Origin of the sequence: Fortiea sp. LEGE XX443 (assembly GCF_015206815.1) — a bacterium.
Lineage (GTDB): Bacteria > Cyanobacteriota > Cyanobacteriia > Cyanobacteriales > Nostocaceae > Nostoc_B.
This window is the reverse complement of the sequence record NZ_JADEXZ010000064.1, coordinates 1-20,854: the sequence shown is the minus strand read 5'-3', so window position 1 is coordinate 20,854 and position 20,854 is coordinate 1. Positions and strand designations below refer to the sequence as shown.

Genomic DNA, 20,854 nt, shown 5'->3' with positions numbered 1-20,854 from the left:
AAATTTCGACTACTCAGATACCCGACTTCTCAAAGAAGTTGGGTGTCTTTTAACTCTGTCACCTATCACCTGTTCCCTATTACCTGCTATAAATACATCGAAAGGCATATAAATAATTGATTTTTTGGGATTTAAATCTATTCTCCAGATAGTAGTATTATGATCTTCAACAGCCTAATCTAGTTCTCGAAGCTATTCAAGAAAATACTTTTCTTTAAGTTCGAGGACATGAATTATGGCTAATGAAAAATTTAACAAAGCAGTAGATTCATCTGAAAGAGCAGAAGTAGATACCTACGATAGAGGCATTATTCCTGCTGAAACTGCTGCTCGTAAAAAAAGAGAGGGAGAATTATATAAAACATTACCTACAGAAGAAAGAGAAGCAAGCGCTCCCACTGACGACCAAACTGATGCAGAAAGTATACACACCACCGACGGTTATACAGTAGACAAAGAAGGTTTGTTAAACAACTATGCAGTGGAACCAGAAATGTACTATGAAGTCCCTGGTGATGCACGGGAAGAAGTAGCAGAAGATAGCGCACAACGCATGGAGGAACTTCGAGAAGTGAACGAAGATAAAGAAGGTGAGTTAACCGAAAAGAATGACAAACGCGGTAGAGGCCCAGGAATAATTTAGTACGTAACTCTGACTCGCCGATTCTTTTATCAATAAAACTCCATCAAAAACCTCTCTTAAACTTTTTAGGAGAGGCTTTATTAAATTTTAAGTGCGGCTTTCCCTAAAGATTGACAAATCATATCATTTTGTAGTGTATCGATACGGCTGCACAAATCGCAATAGTAACTATATCAATTAACTTATACTTTTTTGTGCATTCAACCCTCTTGTCTTCTAAATCTATAAAATGATCCACAATTGGATTTTTGGTGGTAGCTTCATTTTTAGATTTTTTCTCATTCAAATGAATTGAGAATACTACTTAACCACATTTTATTGATTCTTACAGAAATGATTTGATCATCAAATCTTCTTTGTATATTTTTAGTCAGAAACGGAATCAGATAATTTATTGGAACCACTGGTATTTTGAGATCAAAATTGTTCTAGTCTTTCTTTCGTGTGAGTTGTTGAACGCGATCGCCATCGAACTATCTTTGCGTAACTTCGCTGAGGGCTTCATGGATAACTTCATCGCTAACACCATGACGCTTCAAGCTACTAATCAGTGCTGAGACTGTATCATCCTCTAGTCTTTCCAGATCAACTCCCTTGTCAATATATTTCGTAATCCAGAGGTATTTCTGTATAGCGATCGCTAATCGTCATAGCTTGATATTACTATAATTCACACAATGAGTTCGGGACTGATGTTCTTCTCAACATAAGCAATACCTTTAGGGAGAATTACACAAAAACTATTTTCATAATGTATAAGCGCTTCATCATCTAATGTTCTCAATATTTCTGCCCGATACCTACTGGCATTAGTGTATTTAATCCATTTTATTAAATCTGCATCATTAACTTTATCTGGCTGCTTGTAGTATAGGATAAGTAAAGTTTTTTGATCAGTTTTCAGTTTTGTATTTTGCACTCTTACAAAGCTTCCAACTTCTACTATGACAGGCATTTTTGTCTCATTGATACTTGCAACAATTTTTCTCGCTTCATCAATACTGTTGATATGATAGTTGCGTATTATTTCAATTAAAATCCAATCTGCGGAATGTGATACAAACAAGGAATCAGAGTAGTTTGGATTGACTTCTCCACCAACATGAGCTACATTTCTCTTGTTTCTAATATCAAGAAGCACCCTTGTAAGCTGAGGAATAAAAAACCGAATTCCTTCAGGTAAGGTTGTATTACTGCTAACACGATTTATTATTTTTTGAGTATCTAACTGTTTTCCAAATGCTGTATAGTTACCTGTGTCCAAAAACTCAATTATCCTTAAAATACACTCACTGAAACGAGCAGCATTTAATTCAGATGGTTGAAACTTTCTCAAGAAAAACTGTTGTTTTATATTTTGATATTCATCAAGCAATGCAACAATAACATCTTTAGGTAGCTTCGTAGATAAAGCTCCTTCAATTTGGGATCTTTGAACACTCATGATTCCTATTGATTTTCACAATTACTCTGAATAAACCAACTCTCCACAAAGCTTTCAGCATCAGGTGTCAGATAATATAAACCTTCAGAGGTTCGACTGAAATATTTACCGTAGTCTTTTATATTAGCTAAAGCTTTTGAAAAACTGTCCTTAGTTACTGAAACTGTTTTGTATTTCTTAACGAGATAGTCGTATGCTAATCCCTGTTTCACCGCATCCTGAACCTTCAATTCTTTGGTAATATCATATAAAGCAAGAAGAGCATACTTCGCAGCAGTGTCTAATGTTCTAACATCAAAACTGTCAAACCTTGATTGCATTTGAATCCACTGGTCAATTTGTTGAGCATCTTCTTTTGTCTTACGAGAACCTTTACTAGAATTTTTGCGAGTTGAATTCCAATACTCAACACCTTTTAAATCTGAATCTTGCATTTCTGCAATAATTTTCTTGATTTCAGTCTGCCCACCAGGATTAACTTTAAAAGTTCCATCAGACTTTATGAAGAAACGATTTGCAAGATCAGTGAGGTAATTTGAGTAATTTTTATCGTAAATACCATTGACTTGAGCAGCTTTATTTATATGCTCTTTTAAAACTGGTTCGCCAAAGACTATGTTATACGCCCAAACGTAAAGTAGACTAAATCTCTGTTGTTGAAGCTTTTTATTTTTACCTTTGTAATCAGGAGCTTTTGAAACTAGAAAACCTTGCCCATCTTGGTCAAAGTAGTTTAAAGGTGAATTGGCTTCTGATAAATTTTGAACAGTAGCATCAATTGTTTGTTCTTGTGTATATTCATTTGTATTATTGTCTTCTTCTAATGCCTGAAAAGGAGGTAAGAGAGATTGCTGTTCACGAACTGAGGTAGGTTTAGCAACTTTAAGAGGAGTTAAGGGAACATAACCACCTAGAACAGATGCAACCTTATCAATTGCAGTATCAGTGAAAGATAGATTTACCTTCCTTGAGTAATTATTGTCTGATTGTTCCTCTTCTAGAGAAAAATTATTCATAGGAGTGGGATTAGGCTGAGGAGCTTCAATGAAAGTGCCACACTTAAGGCATTTGCTTTTATCTCTAAGTAAATAAGTATTACACTTTAGACAATTTACTTGTCGTTCACAGCTAACGCAAAAGTTATATGCCTCATCAATTGAGTAATCACAATATGGGCAGTTTGGCACAGTTTGCTCTTCCTAATGTTTCTCTAATTACTTGAATTGCTAGTATAACCGAGAGATACTTTTCATACAACGAGCAGAGATGCTCACCCCAAATAACAAAACAAAAAAGCCCGCGTGAGCGAGCTTTTTAAATAAATTAAAGTCGACTTATTGCTTTACTTACCGTTTCGCCAATTTCTTCGACATCTTCCGTAGACGAATAGATTGGGGTGTAACTTCCACCAACTCATCGGGGCCGATGTACTCCAAAGCCCGCTCTAAACTCATGTCTATTGGTGCTTGCAACTGAACTAATTCATCACCACCGGCGGCGCGGTGGTTGGTTAACTGCTTGGTTTTGCAGACATTCAACTCTAAGTCTTGAGGACGGTTGTGTTCACCAACAATCATGCCTCTGTAAACTTTAGTACCAGGAGTGATAAAGAAAGATCCTCTATCTTCGGCGTTCTTCATGGCGTAGAAGGTAGAAACGCCTTCTTCAAAGGAGATTAAAACACCTTTGTTACGGGCTTCAATATCACCACTCAGTTGACGGTAATCTAAGAAACTGTGGTTCATGATACCTTCACCACGGGTCATCCGCATGAATTCACCACGGAAACCAATCAAACCACGGGCGGGGATGACGAACTCTAGCTGGGTGCGATCGCCACTACCTGGCTGCATATCTTGCATTTCGCCTTTGCGTTGTCCCAGGCGTTCGATACAGCTACCAACAGCATCAGCAGGGATGTCTAACACCAAGAGTTCGTAAGGTTCGCAAGGTTGTCCGTTGACTTCGCGGTAAATTACCTGTGGCTGAGATACCTGAAACTCGAAGCCTTCCCGGCGCATGGTTTCAATTAAGATCCCCAAGTGCAATTCTCCACGACCGGAAACCAGGAATTTATCGGGAGAATCGGTTTCTTCAACCCGCAAAGCAACGTTGGTTTCTAATTCGCGGAACAGGCGATCGCGCACTTGTCTTGATGTCACCAACTTACCTTCTTGACCAGCAAAGGGTGAATCATTTACCCAGAAAGTCATTTGTAAGGTAGGCTCATCCACTTTAATTAGTGGTAAAGCTTGGGGTTCATTGGGGTCAGTGATTGTTTCCCCAATGTAAGCATCCGCGAAACCAGCAACGGCAACAATATAACCTGCGGTGGCTTCTTCCATTTCCACCCGTTTCAACCCTTCAAAGCCCATCAATTTGCTGATTTTGGACTTGACAATTGTGCCGTTTTCTGTAATCAAAGCAGCTTGTTGTCCAGCCCGGATAGTACCGTTGTGAATTCTGCCAATAACAATCCGTCCCAGATATTCAGAATAATCTAGGGTTGTGACTTGCAATTGCAGAGGCTTATTAACATCGCCTACTGGGGGTGGAACATGTTGCAGAATTGCATTAAACAGCGGTTGCATATCTACCGATTCTGCTTCCATGCTTTCTTTGGCATAACCTCCCATACCAGAGGCAAACAGATAGGTAAAATCACACTGGTCTTCATCTGCGCCTAATTCCAAGAACAGATCCAAAACCTTATCAACAGCAACATGAGGGTCAGCTTTGGCGCGATCAATTTTGTTAATTACAACGATAGGGCGCAACCCTTTCTCCAAAGCTTTTTTTAATACAAAGCGCGTTTGAGGCATTGGGCCTTCATTAGCATCGACAATTAGCAGACATCCGTCAACCATGCCGAGTACGCGCTCGACTTCACCACCAAAGTCAGCGTGTCCAGGAGTATCAACAATATTGATCAGCGTCTCTTTGTAGCGAACTGCTGTGTTTTTAGAGAGAATTGTAATTCCCCGCTCACGTTCGAGGGCGTTTGAGTCCATGACGCAATCCGGAACGTCTTCACCTTCTCGGAAAATGCCAGACTGTTTGAGGAGTGCATCAACCAAGGTGGTTTTGCCGTGGTCAACGTGGGCGATAATGGCGACGTTACGAATTGGGAGCGTCATAGAAGCTTAGTGTGAACTCTAAAGGGGTTTTGTAGATTTACATGTAAGTGCTAGGTTGTCTTAACAGAATTGGGGATGATCTGCAAATTCTGTAAAGAACCTTTAACAATTCTAGCGTAATTGACACAATTACGATGAGGTTTGTCAAGGTTGCTTTTTCAAGCATGGAGTGCTTTTAGATAGGTTTGTCCTAACTGTACCCAATATAAATAAGAATTCTCTAGCAGTCTGAATTGAACTGTGAGAAAATACTGAGATTAAAAATACGTATCAATCAATAAAGTTTTTAGGCATTTTCTCGCTCATAACTAATTTAGGATTGCTATAGTAAGTAGCGCCAAAAAGTGAATATTCTCAGATTGCTTTAGTTTGTAGTTCCAAGAAAATACTTACTTAAAAGTTTAAACCTAACAACTATTTTGTAAGCAATATAAGAGAATATTAACGCAGTAGCTATTCTTAATAATGTATTAGCTAAAATAGGAATGTCCCGCATAGTTAACTGGATTGGCTGATGCAAATACATAATTATCATCGAAGCCGCGCCTAATGCACTCATTATACGAAGTAAATGTTTATTTTGACTCAAAATCTTGGCTATATTCTGAGTAAATACAATACCTGCCAGGGCAACTATCGGACTATAAAATACAATCCCATAGTTACCTCCTTTCATAGAGAAGTTTGGTTGTATACCCAATTGATGAAGAGCTATGGCAGTAAAAAAGACTATTACTGCGATGAAGGCTAGATTGTGATTACTCTCTAAACGGTGTTTAGCGTAAAGGTGTCCCAGCCAGTAAAAAGGCAGAGCCATACAAACAACGTTGATATTCCAGAAATAATTTGGTGTCTTTAAAAGCCAAAACTCAGCCATTGCTAGTCCATATGAGACAAGCATTATAGATATCATCAGCGTGTTGTTAATCCCAAACTCCTTATAGATAAAGTTGTATATTTGCTGAGTCATAAACAAGCAGGTAACAAACCAAAAGACTCCAAACCAGTTAGCAAGTAAAGCTCCACCATAAATTTGGTTGTATAAATAAGCAACTGTGAACGATACTAGCTCGTTAAGAGGCAATATGCTATCAGACTTGATTGCTTTTGCCACGTAGCTTAAACTTTGCAACCCACTATAAAGCAGTAGAAACGAGAAGTAAGGTACTAGCAGACTAGAAAATTTTTTCTGGAAATAGGTTTTGTAATCATACTTATCCTTATACAAAAAACCGCTGATGAAAAAGAATAGCGGCATATGAAACCAGTACAGGTACTCTGATACTCCTTCTTCCACTACGTGGGAAAAAACAACTGAAAAAATTCCTATGCCTTTCCAGAAATCAATCCAATCAATTTTGTGAGATATTGATGTAGTAAGCATAAATTCACAAAGAAAGCTACTAATTAATAAAAAGCTTATAAGATTAGTGTTTAGTGTTTTTTTTACTTTATGCTTTCCTGAGCTTATAAGTATGAAGAATATCTAAACTTAATCCGTATATCTTTGTAGCGCTCATTTGTATTCTTCATCAAAAATTTAAATTCCCGTTTCCGCTTTAGGTAGTTATACCATTTTTTTGTGAAGTTGCGGCAAAAGTTAAGCCTGCTTAGATAAACTAAGCAGGCTCTGTTTTTTAGTGGGGGTGGAGGGACTTGAACCCTCACGACCGTTTAAGGTCAACGGATTTTCATTCTCTTGCAGCTTTCACTACTACCTGATAGTTCTAGCCACCTTAGGTTTTGAGAATTGGACTCTCCCTTTACCCTCGCCTTTACGTTAGGGTAGCTCCCGTCGAGTCTCTGCACCTTCCTAAAACTGTGAGTTAAAATCCTAGAGTATGAGCTTTAAACTTACTCAGAACTCAGCACTTTTAACTCAGCACTGTTTTTGGCTTGGCTCAGGATTGCCTTGTCTGTAAACAGATTTAGGTTTCCCTGAGTTTGAGAGCTTCCACTTGAAGAATTTCTTCCTCAAGGCTCAGTTAGCTAAGTCCGTAGCGTCTGCCATTCCGCCACACCCCCAAGTTTAATGAGGAGTCCGTTGTTTTGTGGAGGCAGCAAATACCTCCTCATCTATTCCAGCATCAATTGTGCATTTTGTGCAACTAGATTTAAGAAAGTTTGTCTATGTTGGGCGATCGCCAGATTGTTTTTTTGCAATCTCTAACTTTTGGACAAGCACTTTAAACTTGGCTAAACAACAACACTTATTTGTTACTGGCTTTGCCATTATAGCACCATCTTAGATTTTGTCCAGGTAAAAGTGCTGAATTCTTCTACAGTTAGATTAATCAGACTTTCCTCAAGCTGCGTGTTCAGCCTATGATGGAAAACAGATGCACTGAATGGCCTTATCTACAAAGAGAAAAAATCTATGATCGTAGCCCTGCTGTATCTGATGTTGGCTGGAGCTTACTTACTAGTAATGCCTGTTGCTGTTATGTTTTACCTAAAGCAGCGCTGGTATGTCGTTAGCTCAATAGAGCGTGCTTTTATGTACTTTTTGGTTTTCTTCTTCTTTCCCGGTTTATTAGTTCTATCGCCATTTGTCAATTTGCGACCACAGCCGCGCAAAATTGAAGTTTAACGAGATTGGTAGGTCATAACTCTCATGCGACGCATCGACGCTCTTGGAATTGGTTTGGGTGTTTTTATTGCTGGCGGCTTGGCTTATGTAGGATTACATCTGGTTGGTTTAGATGGTCAACAAGCTGGGATATGGAGCCAAGTTGTGCTGGTTATGGGATTGATTGGTTGGGTAAGTACTTATGCTTACCGTGCCATGAATAAAAACATGACCTACCATCAACAACGGGAAGAGTATGAACAAGCTTTTTTTCAAAAGCGCTTAGACGAACTTACACCTGAAGAACTAGCAAAAATTCAAGCTGAGATTGAAGAAGAAAAGCAATCTCAGGTGTAAAGTGATCATTTTATGAGTCAATAGTCAATAGTCATTGAAGAAGGGAACAGGGAACAGGGAACAGGCAATTTTTCTGTTCACGATTCCGAAAGTGCGAGATATCGATTTCTATAAGGATTACCGTTTTCTGGTTTCTTGTGAATTCTTTTGACTATTGATACCTGACATTGACTCTTGACTAATGACCGCCATTACTGATCGCTTTGAAATCTTAAAACGGAATCAAGAGTGCGCTCTGATTCCATTCATTACTGCTGGCGATCCAGATTTAGCAACAACCGCAACCGCGTTGCAGACTCTTGATCGCAGTGGTGCTGACATAATTGAATTGGGTGTTCCCTATTCTGATCCTCTTGCAGATGGGCCAGTAATTCAAGCGGCAGCTACCCGCGCTTTGCAAAAGGGAACGAATTTAGAAGGCGTTCTAGAAATGCTGCAAGGAATTACCCCCACCTTACAAGCACCCATTATTCTTTTTACCTACTACAACCCGATTTTACATCGCGGGGTTGAAAAATTTCTCCAGCAAATAGCAGATGTAGGGGTAGCAGGGTTGGTAGTACCTGATTTACCCCTAGAAGAAGCGGCTGGGTTGCTCAAACCTGCTAGTGAGACGGGGATTGACTTAACTTTATTGGTAGCGCCTACTAGTTCTGCTGACAGAATCGAGTCCATCGCCCGTGCTTCCCAAGGATTTATTTATTTGGTTAGTGTGACTGGTGTTACAGGGATGCGATCGCAAATAGAAATGCGTGTGTCAGATTTATTGCAACAAATTCGTAATGTTACTGACAAGCCCATCGGTGTAGGTTTTGGGATTTCCCAAGTTGAACAAGCCCGTCAGGTAAAAGATTGGGGAGCGGATGCGGCCATTGTCGGTAGTGCTTTTGTCAAACGTTTGGCAGAAGGAACACCAGAGCAAGGGCTGAATGCGATCGCCCAATTTTGTCAAAGTCTCAAAGCTGCGATCGGGAATAAAGAAGAATTATGACCCACCACTTTCTTGCCACCTCAGAAAAAGTAGATTAAGAATGTATAACAGTGCAGTTTTTTTACGCTGGTTTAGTAGACAATTTGACATTTATGGTCTTGAATATTAACAGCAGATTGCAGGCTGTAAAAAACTAGCTGATACTGCCGCTTATACTTGAGTGTTAGGTGAAATTGAGTAAGTAAAAGATTATGAGTGTGAGAGTGTGTCAGTCACAAACAATAATTACGTCGCAGTTGAGGGGCAAAGGCGATGAGTGAGAGCATGGCATTTATCGGTGGAGTTGCTGTCGCTGGGCTGGCGGCTCTTGTTTTGCTCAAGGGAACAAATAATCCCTTACAACCTAACTTCGCTGTTCCCCCCCAAATGCCCACTGTAGTTGCACCTCAGCTACAGCCACCAGTGCAATATCCTTCCATCTACGGACAACCCTATCCCAATATTCAGCCACCCACTGCAACAAATCCTGAGCAACGGGCAGAATTTAATCAGTTAAAAACTGACATGGATCGTTTAAAAAACGATAACGAACAGTTAAGGGTGCAGAACCAACGACTACTCGACACCTTCAACGCTCAACAGTTGCAATTCGCACAAACTAACCAAAAACCAGTAGCATCTGAAGCGTTCCAAACTCAAAATGCTTGGTGGACATCACCCATTATTTGGGCTGTGGGAGGCGCGACACTGACTGTTGGTGGTGGTATTGTGGTTGCTGGAGTATTGGCTTTATTTGCTCCACGTAACCGTCCTACCCGTACAGTGCAGGTAATTCATCCCTATCAAGGTTCTACGACACCTTTGGTTCCTGTACGTCGGGCTGAATTTCTCCCACCTTCGCGTGCAGAAACTAGACGAGTTGAAGCGCCAGAATACGACGAAATGCACTAATAATACAATATTTGCCAGTTAGATAAAGCATGAGGTGAAATCTTCGCCTTGATGCTTAGTTTTTATATTTATGTTCTAGTTAGAATAGTCTGTTTAAATTATGTATTCTCATGTCTGATTATTCAGCCAAAGCGGCGGCTACAGAACCTTTTATTCCAACAATGCGTGAACTGGTACGAGCCTATCAAGCGTTTTCCACTTACTCAGAAGCCCATGTACGACAATTTGACCTCACACCAGCGCAATTTGATGTAATTGCAACTCTGGGTAACACATCTGGTATGTGTATGGGAGAAATTGGTGAGAAAACTTTAATCACCAAAGGAACACTTACAGGCGTGATGGATCGCCTAGAGAAAAAAAACCTAGTACTGCGAGAAATCCCTGCTGACAATCGTCGTAGCGTGATTGTTAAACTCACTCATGAAGGCGAAGCCTTGTTTGAGGTCATATTTCCTGCTCATATTGCTTACCTGAAAGAACGTTTTGAGCAGTTTGAAACGTCTGAATTAGAACTGTTGCGAGTTTTACTAAATCGCTTGCGTTTGGCTTTTTAGGGTTGAAATTTCTTATAGCAATCTACCTACTTTGGAACGCTAGTTTACAGAAATGATTCAACTCTTCCCGAAAAATTTTGGCAAATGGTTCTAACTAAAAATAAACTAACTAGAAGAGTTGAGATTTGATGAGTGGTTAGCACAAGCGATCGCTCAAAATGATATACAAAGACTGCTAAACTATCGCCAACTCACTCCATACGCTTTAGATAACCATCCCACAGAAGAACACTTACTCCCGTTTTTTGTGGCTTTGGGAGCGAGTGGTGAAAATGCCAGAGGTAAGCAACTCCATAGCAGCTATACTTACGGCGTGTTCAGCATAGCAGCTGACGCTTTTGATTAAAAAACAAATGAATACAGGAAAAAATATGGCATTAGGTAAATTAGTTAACGGCCAATGGACAACCACCTGGACAGAACGTAATGAAAGCGGCGAGTTTCAGCGAATACCAACGCAATTTCATCATAAGATTACAGCAGATGGAGCCAGTGGATTTAGAGCAGAAGCAGGCAGATATCATCTGTATGTTTCTTTAGGTTGTCCTTGGGCGCATCGCACCGTTTTATTACGAGCATTGAAAGGGCTTGAGAAAGTTATTGGTCTTTCTATTGTTGACCCCGTAATTAGCAACCAAGGATGGAAGTTCTCAGATAAACCTGGATGTATTCGAGATAAAGTTAATCAAGCTGATTATCTTTGGCAAATTTACACCAAAGCTAATCCAACTTATACCGGGCGAGTTACAGTCCCAGTATTGTGGGATAAACATACACAAACAATTATCAACAATGAATCTCGCCAAATTATTCAAATGCTGAATACAGAATTTAATTTCTTTGCTGAGAAGATTGTAGATTTTTATCCAAAGTCGCTGCAAACTTTAATTGATGAAACGATTGATGCCATTTACCAACCGATTAATAATGGTGTGTATCGTACTGGTTTTGCTGCATCTCAAACTGCCTATGAACAAGCTCTAAAAGAATTATTTCTAGCGCTTGAATACTGGGAAAAAATTTTAGGTAAACAACCATATCTCTGCGGTGAAGAAACCACCTTAGCAGATTGGTGTTTGTTTACGACGCTATTTAGATTTGACCTGGCATATTATAGTCTATTTAAGTGTAATATCAAGCGCTTGGTTGATTATCCCAATCTCTGGAACTATTGCCGAGAGTTATATCAATTTCCTGGTGTCAAACAATGGTGTAATATCAGTCATGTTAAACAACTTTATTATGTAGGTTTACCAGAATTGAATCCAAATGGCATTGTGCCAGTAGGCCCCGTAATTAATTTTGACTTACCCCATAATCGCAGCGATCGCCAAATCTAGATATTCTTATCTAAATCGCCTTTGCTAAATCAGAATTATAAATTATGATGTATCAAATTTTTACTACTCAAGGGCAAATAGCTACCTAAATGTTAAAAATAATATGGTTAATGAAGATATAACCTTTTTTCGTGTATTTGGTTCTATATTCGCTGGTATTGGCAGCATTTTTATGATCACTGGCATCATAATTGGAGTGAATACTCGCAATTTTATTGGCAAGTCAATTTCAGCACAAGGAACTGTGATTGATTTAGTGAGACATACATCTAGAGGTAGCAACGGCTACTCTTCCACTGTTTATTATCCAGTGATAAAATTTACTGCAAGTTCTGGTGAGCCAACAGAATTTGAAGCCAATAGTGGTAGTAACCCACCAGCATATACCAAAGGTCAACAAGTAGAAATTCTTTACAATCCTCAACAGCTAAAATCTGCCACAATTAACTCTTGGTTCGATTTATGGTTCTTACCTGCTATGTTTACTGGTATGGGGTCACTTTTTGTCATAATTGGGGGAATCCCATTAGTGAAATCGTTCTTGCCTAGATAATAATGTGATGTTGCGATCGCATTCAATGTTTATATATATTAATTTTCGGTGTTGCATAAATGCGGGATGATTTTCTGATATTTATCTCTCAAAACCTCTTATTCTCTACGAGACGCTGCGCGTTGGCGGAAGCCTCTCGTAGAGAATGCGTACTTTGCGGTTCATTATTTCATCCCTAAATTCAGCAACGCCTAATTTTCTTTTCTTTTCAAATCGTAAGCAACTTGCACTAACCCTGAATCATAAGTTTTAACATCTTTCAACTCAAGTGTTGTTTCTAAACTTGAGTCCTTGACAATTAATGGAATACCGTCACCTAAAATAATTGGGTGAATTGATAGAATTATTTCATCAATGAAATTGTGCTTTAAGAAATACTGAATTGTCTGTGCGCCTCCTACTAACCAAATCAGACCCCCACTAGATTGACGCAAATTTGTAATAAAATTTTGCCAATCACTACTGACAAATTTTGCGTTATTTTCTGCTTTACCCTGAGGAGTATTGGAAAATACAAAAACCTCCTGATCATTGTATGGATATTCCCCAAAACTTAATACTTGCTGATAAGTCTTGTTACCCATAATTAATGTATCAACCTCAGCAATAAACTCAGTGTAACCATAGTCTTGGTCAGTAAATAGCCAATCTATTTCACCTGATTTTCTAGCAATATATCCATCAAGACTAGAAGCAATAAATAAACTAATTTTCCGCATAGCATTGCTCTAAATTTATCAGCACTTGATTAGATATAATACATTAGCATATTATGACTTTACGGAAAAATTATCATGTTATTTCTGATGGGCTAGTCATCGCAACTAAAATATGCTAAAAAATTATCAATCCAACTATAAGTTAATTAATTACTCAGACAAAGAAACTATTTTTTTCTTACATGGGTTTATTGGGAATTTAGATGAGTTTGATGAAGTTATAAAATTGCTAGGTACAGAATTCTCTTATCTCACAGTTGACCTTTCTGGACATGGTAAAACTCAAGTTTCAAGTGGAGATAAATATTATACGATTGAACAAACTGCTCAAGTTTTAATTAATTTATTAGATGAGTTAAATATCCCTAAATGCTTTTTAGTTGGTTATTCAATGGGTGGAAGATTAGCTTTATATCTCACTCTACATTTTCCTGGACGTTTTTATAAAGTTGTATTAGAATCAGCCTCTCCAGGTTTAGCTACAGAAACAGAACGATTGGAACGAGTTAAAAAAGATGCCCAAATAGCGAGAAAATTGTGCAGGTGTGTTTCTAAAACTGAATTTCGAGAGTTTTTATTAAATTGGTATACTCAGCCAATTTTTGGTTATATCAAAAATCATCCAGAATTTGAAAGAATCTTAGAAAGCCGATTACAAAATCAACCGATTGAGTTAGCTAAGTCACTACGATTGATGGGAACTGGAAGTCAACCTTCTTTATGGGGAAAACTTAAAGATAATATAGTACCTTTACTTTTACTAGTGGGTGATAATGATCAAAAGTTCCTAACTATTAATACCAAAATAGCTGAATTATGCAAAGTTGCCCAACTAAAAATAATTAGTAATTCTGCTCATAATACTCATTTGGAGAATACTAGAGAATTTGTACAAAATATTAAAGACTTTTTTGACAAATATTAGAAGATACGCTATTGTTCTAAGTCTGACACCCAAATCTTTTGGAGATTGATTACAAATCCAGATAAGACACAAACAAAATTAATTACACATATCGTTTTCCTGTAACCTGTAACCTCTCTCCACAAATAAATTTATTTTGTGCGACTATTTATTTAGATACATTCGCCTTAGGTGTAAGTGTTGGATTTGGTGTTACATTCGCAGAAACTGGTTGATTGACTGCGGTTAATTCTTCTTGTAACATTTTCCGATAAATTTGAGGTAAAGAACTACTGATAGAATTTGTTTCTATTCCATATCCTAAACTTGTCCAAGTTGGAGATAAACGCCGTAAAACTTCAATAATTTTGCCTTGACGCAGCAGTTGTGAAACATCAACTCCCCAAACTTGGGAATCGTTTAACCAACGGTAAACTACTGCATCTTGAAACTCTGCTTCAAAACTATAAGAAGTCCAAAACACCATCTTCATTGGGTTGGGGTGATAGCGTGGTGCAATGTTATACCAAGTAGTGTTGATAATTTGATATCTCCCCGCAGCAGTAGAACAATTACCTGTATTTGGCCCGGTAACGATGGTAACGCAGATTTCAGGATGGCGACTGAGGTTTGTTACTTGTTGTCCCCCATACAACAAAGAGTAAGGACGATTACCATTAGCTTCGCTGGCTGAAATAGTTCGCATCAAGGCGCGAATATAAGGATCACCGTCTTTCATTACTAGGGGTGGTTGTTTAACATTAAAGACGGGATCGGAAGGCGATCGCAAATCTCCAAAAATGTACCACTGCAACAAGCATACAAAGGCGAAAAGTGCAGCTATCGGGCCGATTAATTTTTCAACGCCTTTAAGTTCAAAACCTTTCAGAGTCAGACTCCTTGCAAATTTGCTGTCTAAGTGATCAAAAATAATAGACCAATCCGAAATATAATCTGCGAATAGGAAAAATGGTAGAACGTAAAATTAAGTATCTACCCTTTGTCTAGGATAATAAATCTACGGATCTTTTCAGGGCGGTACTATCACTAACTATCTCAGATGTGGCTTGCTCTTAAATTATCTTTTAGCTAGACACAGGCTGCTTTTCAGATTTTTGCAACCTTATCAGTAAAAAATTGATTTTCATCAACAAATAGAGTTTGCTGTCACGCAAATTCATTAAGTAATCTAGGCATATACTGAGGGCAAACTGCTCAAACTCTTCATATCATAGGCTGAAGTATAAATTTATAGCCTAATTTTGGGTTTTGATCCGAAAATATTGCAAAACCAAGTATGAAAAGCCAAATTTTAGCCACAGCCATATTTGTAACCACCATCAGTCTCAGCACAACAGCCCAAGCTGCAAATTCTGAACATCTCAGACAATTATTAGCAACCAAACAATGCCAAAACTGTGATTTAACGGGTGCAGGTTTAGTCTTGGCTGATTTATCTGGAGCTAATTTGAGTGGTGCTAATCTCACAGGTGCGAACCTCAGCCGCGCCAATTTAACAGGTGCTGATTTGCGGGGTGCGAATTTAAGCAGTACAGGATTATTTGGTGCTAACTTAACTGAAGCTAATTTCAATGGGGCAAATTTGGCAGGTGCAGATTTAAGAAATACTTATTTAGGTAATGCAGAGTTTACCAGTGCTTACCTCCAAGGAGCTAACTTTCAAGGTGCAATTGGTATCCCATTACAAATTGCTACACCAGAAGAATTTTATGCTTGGGGAATAGCCGAAGGGCAAAAAGGCAACCATCAACAAGCTATTAGTTATTTCAATCAGGCGATCGCAGCTAAACCAGAATACGCGGGTGCTTACTTAGCTCGTGGTGTCGCACGTTACCAACTCTTTGATCGCCAAGGTGCTTTTGAAGATGCCCAAATTGCCGAAAAGCTATTTACTACACAACAAAATGGCACTGGAACCCAAACAGCACAGGTTTTTATCAAAGAACTACAAACACCTTATAAAGAAAATGTCACTACAAGCAAACCTAGTTTCTTTGATTTTGTAGGTAGTATTGGTTCAGTTTTGCTTCAGTTCCTCCCCTTTTAATTTATCAACTAATAACCAATTCCCAGAGTAATTTAGCTGTCCCCATACCGTTATCAATTGCTCATGTACAGTAACTTGTAGCTGATTATCTATGTGCGATCGCAACGTTACGAGTTGCCAAGTTTGCCCTTGATAAGCTGTTGGTTCAGTAATTAATAGTTTGTAATTATGCTGATCTATGCGTTGTAAAATGCCTGTAAAACAGTCACAATCTTGTGTAACAACTTCGTCAAACGAAGATATATGAGGGCAGTTGCCACTTAGGGGATAATCTTGGTGATTATCTAAATAATAAAGTTGCGTGGATAACCATTCTGGATGATTGGGTGAACAATTGAGATTAAATAGAGGTGCGATCGCCGCAGGTGCTTGTTTATCTTGCAATAATGCGTTCTGTAAAGCTTTAACTGGTAAATCTCTCGGCTGTACACCCAACTCCACACAAATAGCAGCCGCCATACCTGCGGCTTGACCGATACCCAGCACCACAGGTTGCAATCTTGTTGCACCATTAGCTATATGAGATACCGAAATATTTTTTTCACAAACCAATAAACCATCTGTCGCCACTGGAACTAAACAACGGTAAGGGATAGTAAACGGTGTTCCCGTCCAGCGTCCTCCCCAGCGAATTGATTTTGGTTGCAGCGGTAAATCGAAGCCAGGATAATGATGGTCGTTGGCGTAGTTACCAATAGCAATTGCATCTGCAAACAAAGGTGCAACTCTACCCCCTGCAACAGGTAATATATCTTGTTCCCGAATTGTTGTTAATCCTACTAAGCGGCGACTTTCACGGTAGTAGGGATGTAGCGCAAAAGCTGTGTCAGTCCAGGGAAAAACTTTCTCGGCTAAACCGTAGCGTTGTCCTAACTGATTTTGAATAAAATGGGCAAAATTTTGACTATGCCAGCGGCATTCTTGAAAAAACTCAGCTTTAGATGCCTCTGACTCTACCAAACGCCCGACACCTTCACCGTAATCATTGCCTTTAATCGGCCAGTTAATCATAAAGCGATCGCCTGGCAAACGCCCATAATTCAAAAATTTCTCTCCACCATAATTTTCCCACGCACCAACAAATAACCCAGGATCATAATTAGGTGCAGCCGGAATTTCTGGTGCAACAGCATCACCAAAATCTTGCATAACAACTACCCAAGTTGGTGACTGTACTGGATATTTTTCCGTGGAGGCATTATGACTAGCTGGGGCGCTGGGTTCTCCCCATTCACTTTGCAATTCCCAACCCCAACGGTAAGGGATTTCCCCCAACGCCAATAAATCCCCCAATTCTGTACCGTCGAGAATCACCTTGGCTTGAACAGTAAAATCTGCAAACCGCACACCAGTAATATAACCACCTTGTTGTAAAACTTCTAGTGGGACTTGTCCAGAAATCCAATGCAGATTTGATAACTCTTTCACCCAATCTGCAAAAATCCCCGCCCCCACAGCCGGATTGTAACTAAAAAAACTCACCCAACTATTATCTAATCCTCCTGGCTGGCGATCGCGTAATGCTTGTAAAAATGCACCCCATAACCCAGTCTGAAAAGCAACTAATTCATTTCCATCCGGTGCAGACACTCCAGCAGCAGTCAGCATTCCCCCCAACCAAGCAAACTCACTCACCAAAATAGTTTTGGCTCCTCTTCTCGCGGCTTGAATCGCCGCAGCCGTTCCACCAGTTCCTCCGCCCACAACTAAGATATCAGTTGTATATATTTGATGAGTCATAGTTTATATTTGTATATTGTTATAATTATTTTTTGCTACAAAGGTAAAAAGAGCAAGAAAATAAATCCTAAACAACATAGATGTAAATAAAATCATTATTAATTTATTTATAATTCTCCAACCAGTTTTCTAACTGTAAATTAGGAATATTCATAAAATCTTTGATGTTATTAGTTACAAGAATATCATTACGAGAACGAGCAACAGCAGCAATCAAAGCATCTACTTCGCCAGTTGGTTTACCAATTGTTTTGAGTTCGCTGTGAATTTTACCAAATTCACAAGCTGCGTCTAGAGCGAATGGTTCTATTAGTAATAATTCAAGAAACTGCTGCAAAGTTTCTTGATTCTTTGTTAATTGTTGAGAATAATAAACACCTTTATAAAGTTCTGCAACTATAATTGTGGACAGATAACATTGACTAAAGTAGAGATTAAATTTTCTCATGGCTTGGGTATCTGCTTTGAGCAACGCAATGCAAATATTAGTGTCTAACAGATACATTAGCCGTTATCGAGATTATCAATTGAGTCTAGGTTTCTACCTTGGTAGGTATGACGTTGCTGGTCAATTTTTGCAAATATTTCTGTTAAGTCTGGTTGATTTTTCCAAGCTCCAAATAGTTTATTTAATTTAGCTAATTTCTCTTCTGCTGTTAAATCTAATTTCGGTTTCGCTATCGGCTTTTCAACATTTTGCAATTGAAGTAAGCGTTTTTGCTTCCACTCGCGCAGCGCCTCACGAATTACCTCACTGCTACTGGCATATTCGCCTGATTCTACAGCGTTACGAACCAACGCTGCCATTTCTGGGGTCAGAGCTACGCTGATTTTTTCGACGTTAGGCATAATGATACGTTCTTTTTGCTCTATAGTAGCAATTTTTCCTACCGTACTGCATATTTGCAGCGATGTCTCTCGGCAAGCCGCAGAGCGTCTACGCATCAGAGCAAGAAGTTGTCAAGGCGAGGCTAAAATAGTAATTTACGTGTAAATTGGTCAAACTTTTAATTTTATGACTTCTGCTACTCCAGTCAAAACTGAGTACGAAGCGATTATTGGTCTAGAAACCCATTGTCAGCTAAGTACGAATACCAAAATTTTCTCTAGTAGCTCTACGGCGTTCGGTGCTGATCCAAATACTAACATTGACCCCGTGTGTATGGGATTACCTGGGGTTTTACCCGTACTTAACGAAAAAGTTTTAGAGTACGCGGTGAAAGCAGGTTTAGCATTGAATTGCCAAATTGCTAAATATAGCAAATTTGACCGTAAACAGTATTTTTATCCTGATTTACCGAAGAATTACCAAATTTCTCAATATGACTTACCGATCGCCGAACATGGTTGGATAGAAATTGAGTTGGTAGATGCTGAGGGTAATCCCGTCCGTAAAAAGATTGGGATTACCCGCCTGCACATGGAAGAAGACGCAGGTAAGTTGGTACACGCGGGAAGTGATCGTCTGTCTGGTTCTACTTATTCTTTGGTAGACTACAACCGTGCAGGTGTGCCGTTAGTTGAAATTGTCTCGGAACCTGATATTCGTTCTGGACAAGAAGCTGCGGAATACGCCCAAGAACTACGCCGGATTATGCGCTATCTCGGTGTGAGTGACGGGAACATGCAGGAAGGATCGTTGCGTTGCGATGTTAACATCTCCGTGCGTCCCCTCGGACAGGAAAAATTCGGCACGAAGGTAGAAATTAAAAACATGAACTCCTTCAACGCCATTCAACGAGCGATTGAATACGAAATTGAACGCCAAATTGCCGCCGTCGAAGCCGGAGAACGCATCATCCAAGAAACCCGTTTGTGGGAAGAAGGCGCACAACGCACAATTAGTATGCGGGTTAAGGAAGGTTCCAGCGATTACCGCTACTTCCCCGAACCAGATTTAGCACCCATTGAGGTGTCTGATAGCCAATTAGAGAACTGGCGTAGCGAATTACCAGAACTACCCGCCCAAAAGCGCCATCATTATGAAACTGAATTGGGACTTTCAACCTATGATGCGCGAGTCTTGACAGAAGAGCGTATCGTATCAGAATATTTTGAAGCAGCGATCGCATCTGGCGCAAATCCAAAAGCAGCAGCTAACTGGATTACTCAAGATATCGCCGCATATCTCAACAAGCAAAAACTCAGTATCACTGATATTGCTTTAACTCCTGGTAACTTGGCTGATGTGATCACCCGCATTGAATCGGGTAAAATTAGCAATGCCCAAGCTAAAGAAAAATTGCCAGATTTACTCCAAGGTGTAACTCCAGAAAAAGCTTTTGCAGGTCAAGAACTCATCACTGATCCCAGTGTACTAGAACCGATTGTTGATGAAGTGATTGCTGCTAACCCCAAAGAACTAGAAAAATATCGTAACGGTAACACCAATCTCAAAGGCTTCTTTGTTGGGCAAGTGCTGAAAAAGACTAGCAAACGTGCTGATCCGAAGTTAACTAACGAACTAGTGGAGAAAAAGCTAAATGCCTAGTTTGATTGCCAGTAAATTCTTGGTAATTAGAAATTCCATCCAGGTTTAATCCAGTAATTTCTTCACAATATATTTACTAAAGTTACCATCTACTAAGTAATAACCCTCACATATAAAAGGCTATGATGTGGTTAGTAGATGCACCCTAATGATTCGGAGAGTTGCTTGAGCATCTCTCCTTATTTCTTAGCTAGTAAGTTACGTTTTGCTCACATTTGAAATGTTCATTAGGTAGGCAGAACAGTTGCTTTACTGAGCTTTTTTTAGAACACACTCATTCAACACATAAGACCAATAACAAATCATCAAAAACAACCATCTAAGGGACTTCCAGAGAATAAGATATACAAGCCATAAAAATGATAATCATTCTGAAGGGGGAAAGAGCAGTTGCCGTCGGCAACTGCTCTTTCCTCCCAAATATATGCAAGATAAATGTCTGCACTCAAC

The 20,854-nt window shown here is 39.2% G+C and carries 22 protein-coding genes and 1 pseudogene; 13 read left to right on the top strand and 10 right to left on the bottom strand.

The annotated features are described in order from the left end of the window. Positions 1–235 precede the first annotated feature (235 nt). Entirely contained in the window at positions 236–643 is a 408-nt protein-coding gene (locus tag IQ259_RS20455) for a hypothetical protein (RefSeq protein WP_193887837.1), read from the top strand. Between the two features lie 142 nt (positions 644–785). On the opposite strand, the pseudogene IQ259_RS20450 reads toward IQ259_RS20455, so the two are convergent. The 5 genes and pseudogenes from IQ259_RS20450 to IQ259_RS20430 all read right to left on the bottom strand — a co-directional run. Beyond that, positions 786–907: pseudogene (locus IQ259_RS20450) on the bottom strand (ISAs1 family transposase); the annotation flags it as partial. A 406-nt stretch (positions 908–1,313) separates the two neighbouring features. Next, a complete protein-coding gene (locus IQ259_RS20445; protein ID WP_193887836.1) occupies positions 1,314–2,087 on the bottom strand; it encodes a hypothetical protein in 774 nt (257 codons plus the stop codon). Positions 2,088–2,092: 5 nt separating this feature from the next. Then, positions 2,093–3,103 carry a hypothetical protein gene (locus IQ259_RS20440; protein WP_193887835.1) on the bottom strand — a complete coding sequence of 337 codons (1,011 nt, stop codon included), beginning with the start codon at positions 3,101–3,103 and terminating at the stop codon, positions 2,093–2,095. 330 nt (positions 3,104–3,433) lie between these two features. Then, complete coding sequence (typA, locus tag IQ259_RS20435; protein ID WP_193887834.1) at positions 3,434–5,224, bottom strand: translational GTPase TypA; 1,791 nt, start codon at positions 5,222–5,224, stop codon at positions 3,434–3,436. 364 nt (positions 5,225–5,588) lie between these two features. Next, on the bottom strand, positions 5,589–6,608 hold the full coding sequence (locus IQ259_RS20430) for an acyltransferase family protein (RefSeq protein WP_193887833.1): 1,020 nt from the start codon (positions 6,606–6,608) through the stop codon (positions 5,589–5,591). Between the two features lie 667 nt (positions 6,609–7,275). Between IQ259_RS20430 and IQ259_RS20425 the strand changes: the two genes are divergently transcribed. The 9 genes from IQ259_RS20425 to IQ259_RS20385 all read left to right on the top strand — a co-directional run bounded on the left by IQ259_RS20425 (position 7,276) and on the right by IQ259_RS20385 (position 12,482). Next, complete coding sequence (locus IQ259_RS20425; RefSeq protein WP_193887832.1) at positions 7,276–7,473, top strand: hypothetical protein; 198 nt, start codon at positions 7,276–7,278, stop codon at positions 7,471–7,473. A 128-nt stretch (positions 7,474–7,601) separates the two neighbouring features. Continuing rightward, a complete protein-coding gene (gene ndhL, locus IQ259_RS20420) occupies positions 7,602–7,814 on the top strand; it encodes an NAD(P)H-quinone oxidoreductase subunit L (protein WP_193887831.1) in 213 nt (70 codons plus the stop codon). A 24-nt stretch (positions 7,815–7,838) separates the two neighbouring features. Then, entirely contained in the window at positions 7,839–8,150 is a 312-nt protein-coding gene (locus IQ259_RS20415; protein WP_193887830.1) for a DUF3007 family protein, read from the top strand. Between the two features lie 181 nt (positions 8,151–8,331). Next, positions 8,332–9,141 carry a tryptophan synthase subunit alpha gene (trpA, locus tag IQ259_RS20410; protein WP_193887829.1) on the top strand — a complete coding sequence of 270 codons (810 nt, stop codon included), beginning with the start codon at positions 8,332–8,334 and terminating at the stop codon, positions 9,139–9,141. A 252-nt stretch (positions 9,142–9,393) separates the two neighbouring features. Beyond that, positions 9,394–10,032, top strand: a complete 639-nt coding sequence (locus IQ259_RS20405) for a heterocyst differentiation related protein (RefSeq protein ID WP_193887828.1) — start codon at positions 9,394–9,396, stop codon at positions 10,030–10,032. A gap of 110 nt (positions 10,033–10,142) precedes the next feature. Further along, entirely contained in the window at positions 10,143–10,589 is a 447-nt protein-coding gene (locus tag IQ259_RS20400) for a MarR family winged helix-turn-helix transcriptional regulator (protein WP_193887827.1), read from the top strand. Positions 10,590–10,707: 118 nt separating this feature from the next. After that, positions 10,708–10,935 (top strand): hypothetical protein, encoded by a 228-nt coding sequence (locus IQ259_RS20395; RefSeq protein ID WP_193887826.1) that lies wholly within the window; start codon positions 10,708–10,710, stop codon positions 10,933–10,935. 25 nt (positions 10,936–10,960) lie between these two features. Then, the gene (locus tag IQ259_RS20390) at positions 10,961–11,929 is read left to right on the top strand and encodes a glutathione S-transferase family protein (protein ID WP_193887825.1); all 969 of its coding nucleotides are present in this window, start codon (positions 10,961–10,963) and stop codon (positions 11,927–11,929) included. A gap of 103 nt (positions 11,930–12,032) precedes the next feature. Then, positions 12,033–12,482 carry a DUF3592 domain-containing protein gene (locus IQ259_RS20385; RefSeq protein WP_193887824.1) on the top strand — a complete coding sequence of 150 codons (450 nt, stop codon included), beginning with the start codon at positions 12,033–12,035 and terminating at the stop codon, positions 12,480–12,482. Positions 12,483–12,673: 191 nt separating this feature from the next. On the opposite strand, the gene IQ259_RS20380 is transcribed toward IQ259_RS20385, so the two are convergent. Then, positions 12,674–13,201 carry a dihydrofolate reductase family protein gene (locus IQ259_RS20380; RefSeq protein ID WP_193887823.1) on the bottom strand — a complete coding sequence of 176 codons (528 nt, stop codon included), beginning with the start codon at positions 13,199–13,201 and terminating at the stop codon, positions 12,674–12,676. Positions 13,202–13,313: 112 nt separating this feature from the next. Here IQ259_RS20380 and menH point away from each other — a divergent pair, with 112 nt between their 5' ends. Continuing rightward, positions 13,314–14,126 (top strand): 2-succinyl-6-hydroxy-2,4-cyclohexadiene-1-carboxylate synthase, encoded by an 813-nt coding sequence (gene menH, locus IQ259_RS20375; RefSeq protein ID WP_193887822.1) that lies wholly within the window; start codon positions 13,314–13,316, stop codon positions 14,124–14,126. Positions 14,127–14,274: 148 nt separating this feature from the next. Here the strand turns inward: menH and IQ259_RS20370 are convergent, their stop codons facing one another. Next, the gene (locus IQ259_RS20370; RefSeq protein WP_339383953.1) at positions 14,275–14,958 is read right to left on the bottom strand and encodes a glycoside hydrolase family protein; all 684 of its coding nucleotides are present in this window, start codon (positions 14,956–14,958) and stop codon (positions 14,275–14,277) included. A gap of 444 nt (positions 14,959–15,402) precedes the next feature. Here IQ259_RS20370 and IQ259_RS20365 point away from each other — a divergent pair, with 444 nt between their 5' ends. Further along, positions 15,403–16,173, top strand: a complete 771-nt coding sequence (locus IQ259_RS20365; RefSeq protein WP_193887821.1) for a pentapeptide repeat-containing protein — start codon at positions 15,403–15,405, stop codon at positions 16,171–16,173. On the opposite strand, the gene IQ259_RS20360 is transcribed toward IQ259_RS20365, so the two are convergent. The 3 genes from IQ259_RS20360 to IQ259_RS27275 all read right to left on the bottom strand — a co-directional run bounded on the left by IQ259_RS20360 (position 16,144) and on the right by IQ259_RS27275 (position 18,762). Then, positions 16,144–17,913: an FAD-dependent oxidoreductase gene (locus IQ259_RS20360; protein ID WP_193887820.1), complete on the bottom strand. Its 1,770-nt coding sequence runs from the start codon at positions 17,911–17,913 to the stop codon at positions 16,144–16,146. The genes IQ259_RS20365 and IQ259_RS20360 overlap by 30 nt on opposite strands. A 103-nt stretch (positions 17,914–18,016) precedes the next feature. Further along, complete coding sequence (locus tag IQ259_RS20355; RefSeq protein WP_193887819.1) at positions 18,017–18,418, bottom strand: type II toxin-antitoxin system VapC family toxin; 402 nt, start codon at positions 18,416–18,418, stop codon at positions 18,017–18,019. After that, a complete protein-coding gene (locus IQ259_RS27275; protein WP_228014663.1) occupies positions 18,418–18,762 on the bottom strand; it encodes a type II toxin-antitoxin system ParD family antitoxin in 345 nt (114 codons plus the stop codon). Before IQ259_RS27275 ends, IQ259_RS20355 begins: the two co-directional genes overlap by 1 nt. Before the next feature lie 166 nt (positions 18,763–18,928). Between IQ259_RS27275 and gatB the strand changes: the two genes are divergently transcribed. Further along, positions 18,929–20,404: an Asp-tRNA(Asn)/Glu-tRNA(Gln) amidotransferase subunit GatB gene (gene gatB / locus IQ259_RS20340; RefSeq protein WP_193887818.1), complete on the top strand. Its 1,476-nt coding sequence runs from the start codon at positions 18,929–18,931 to the stop codon at positions 20,402–20,404. Positions 20,405–20,854: the final 450 nt, after the last annotated feature.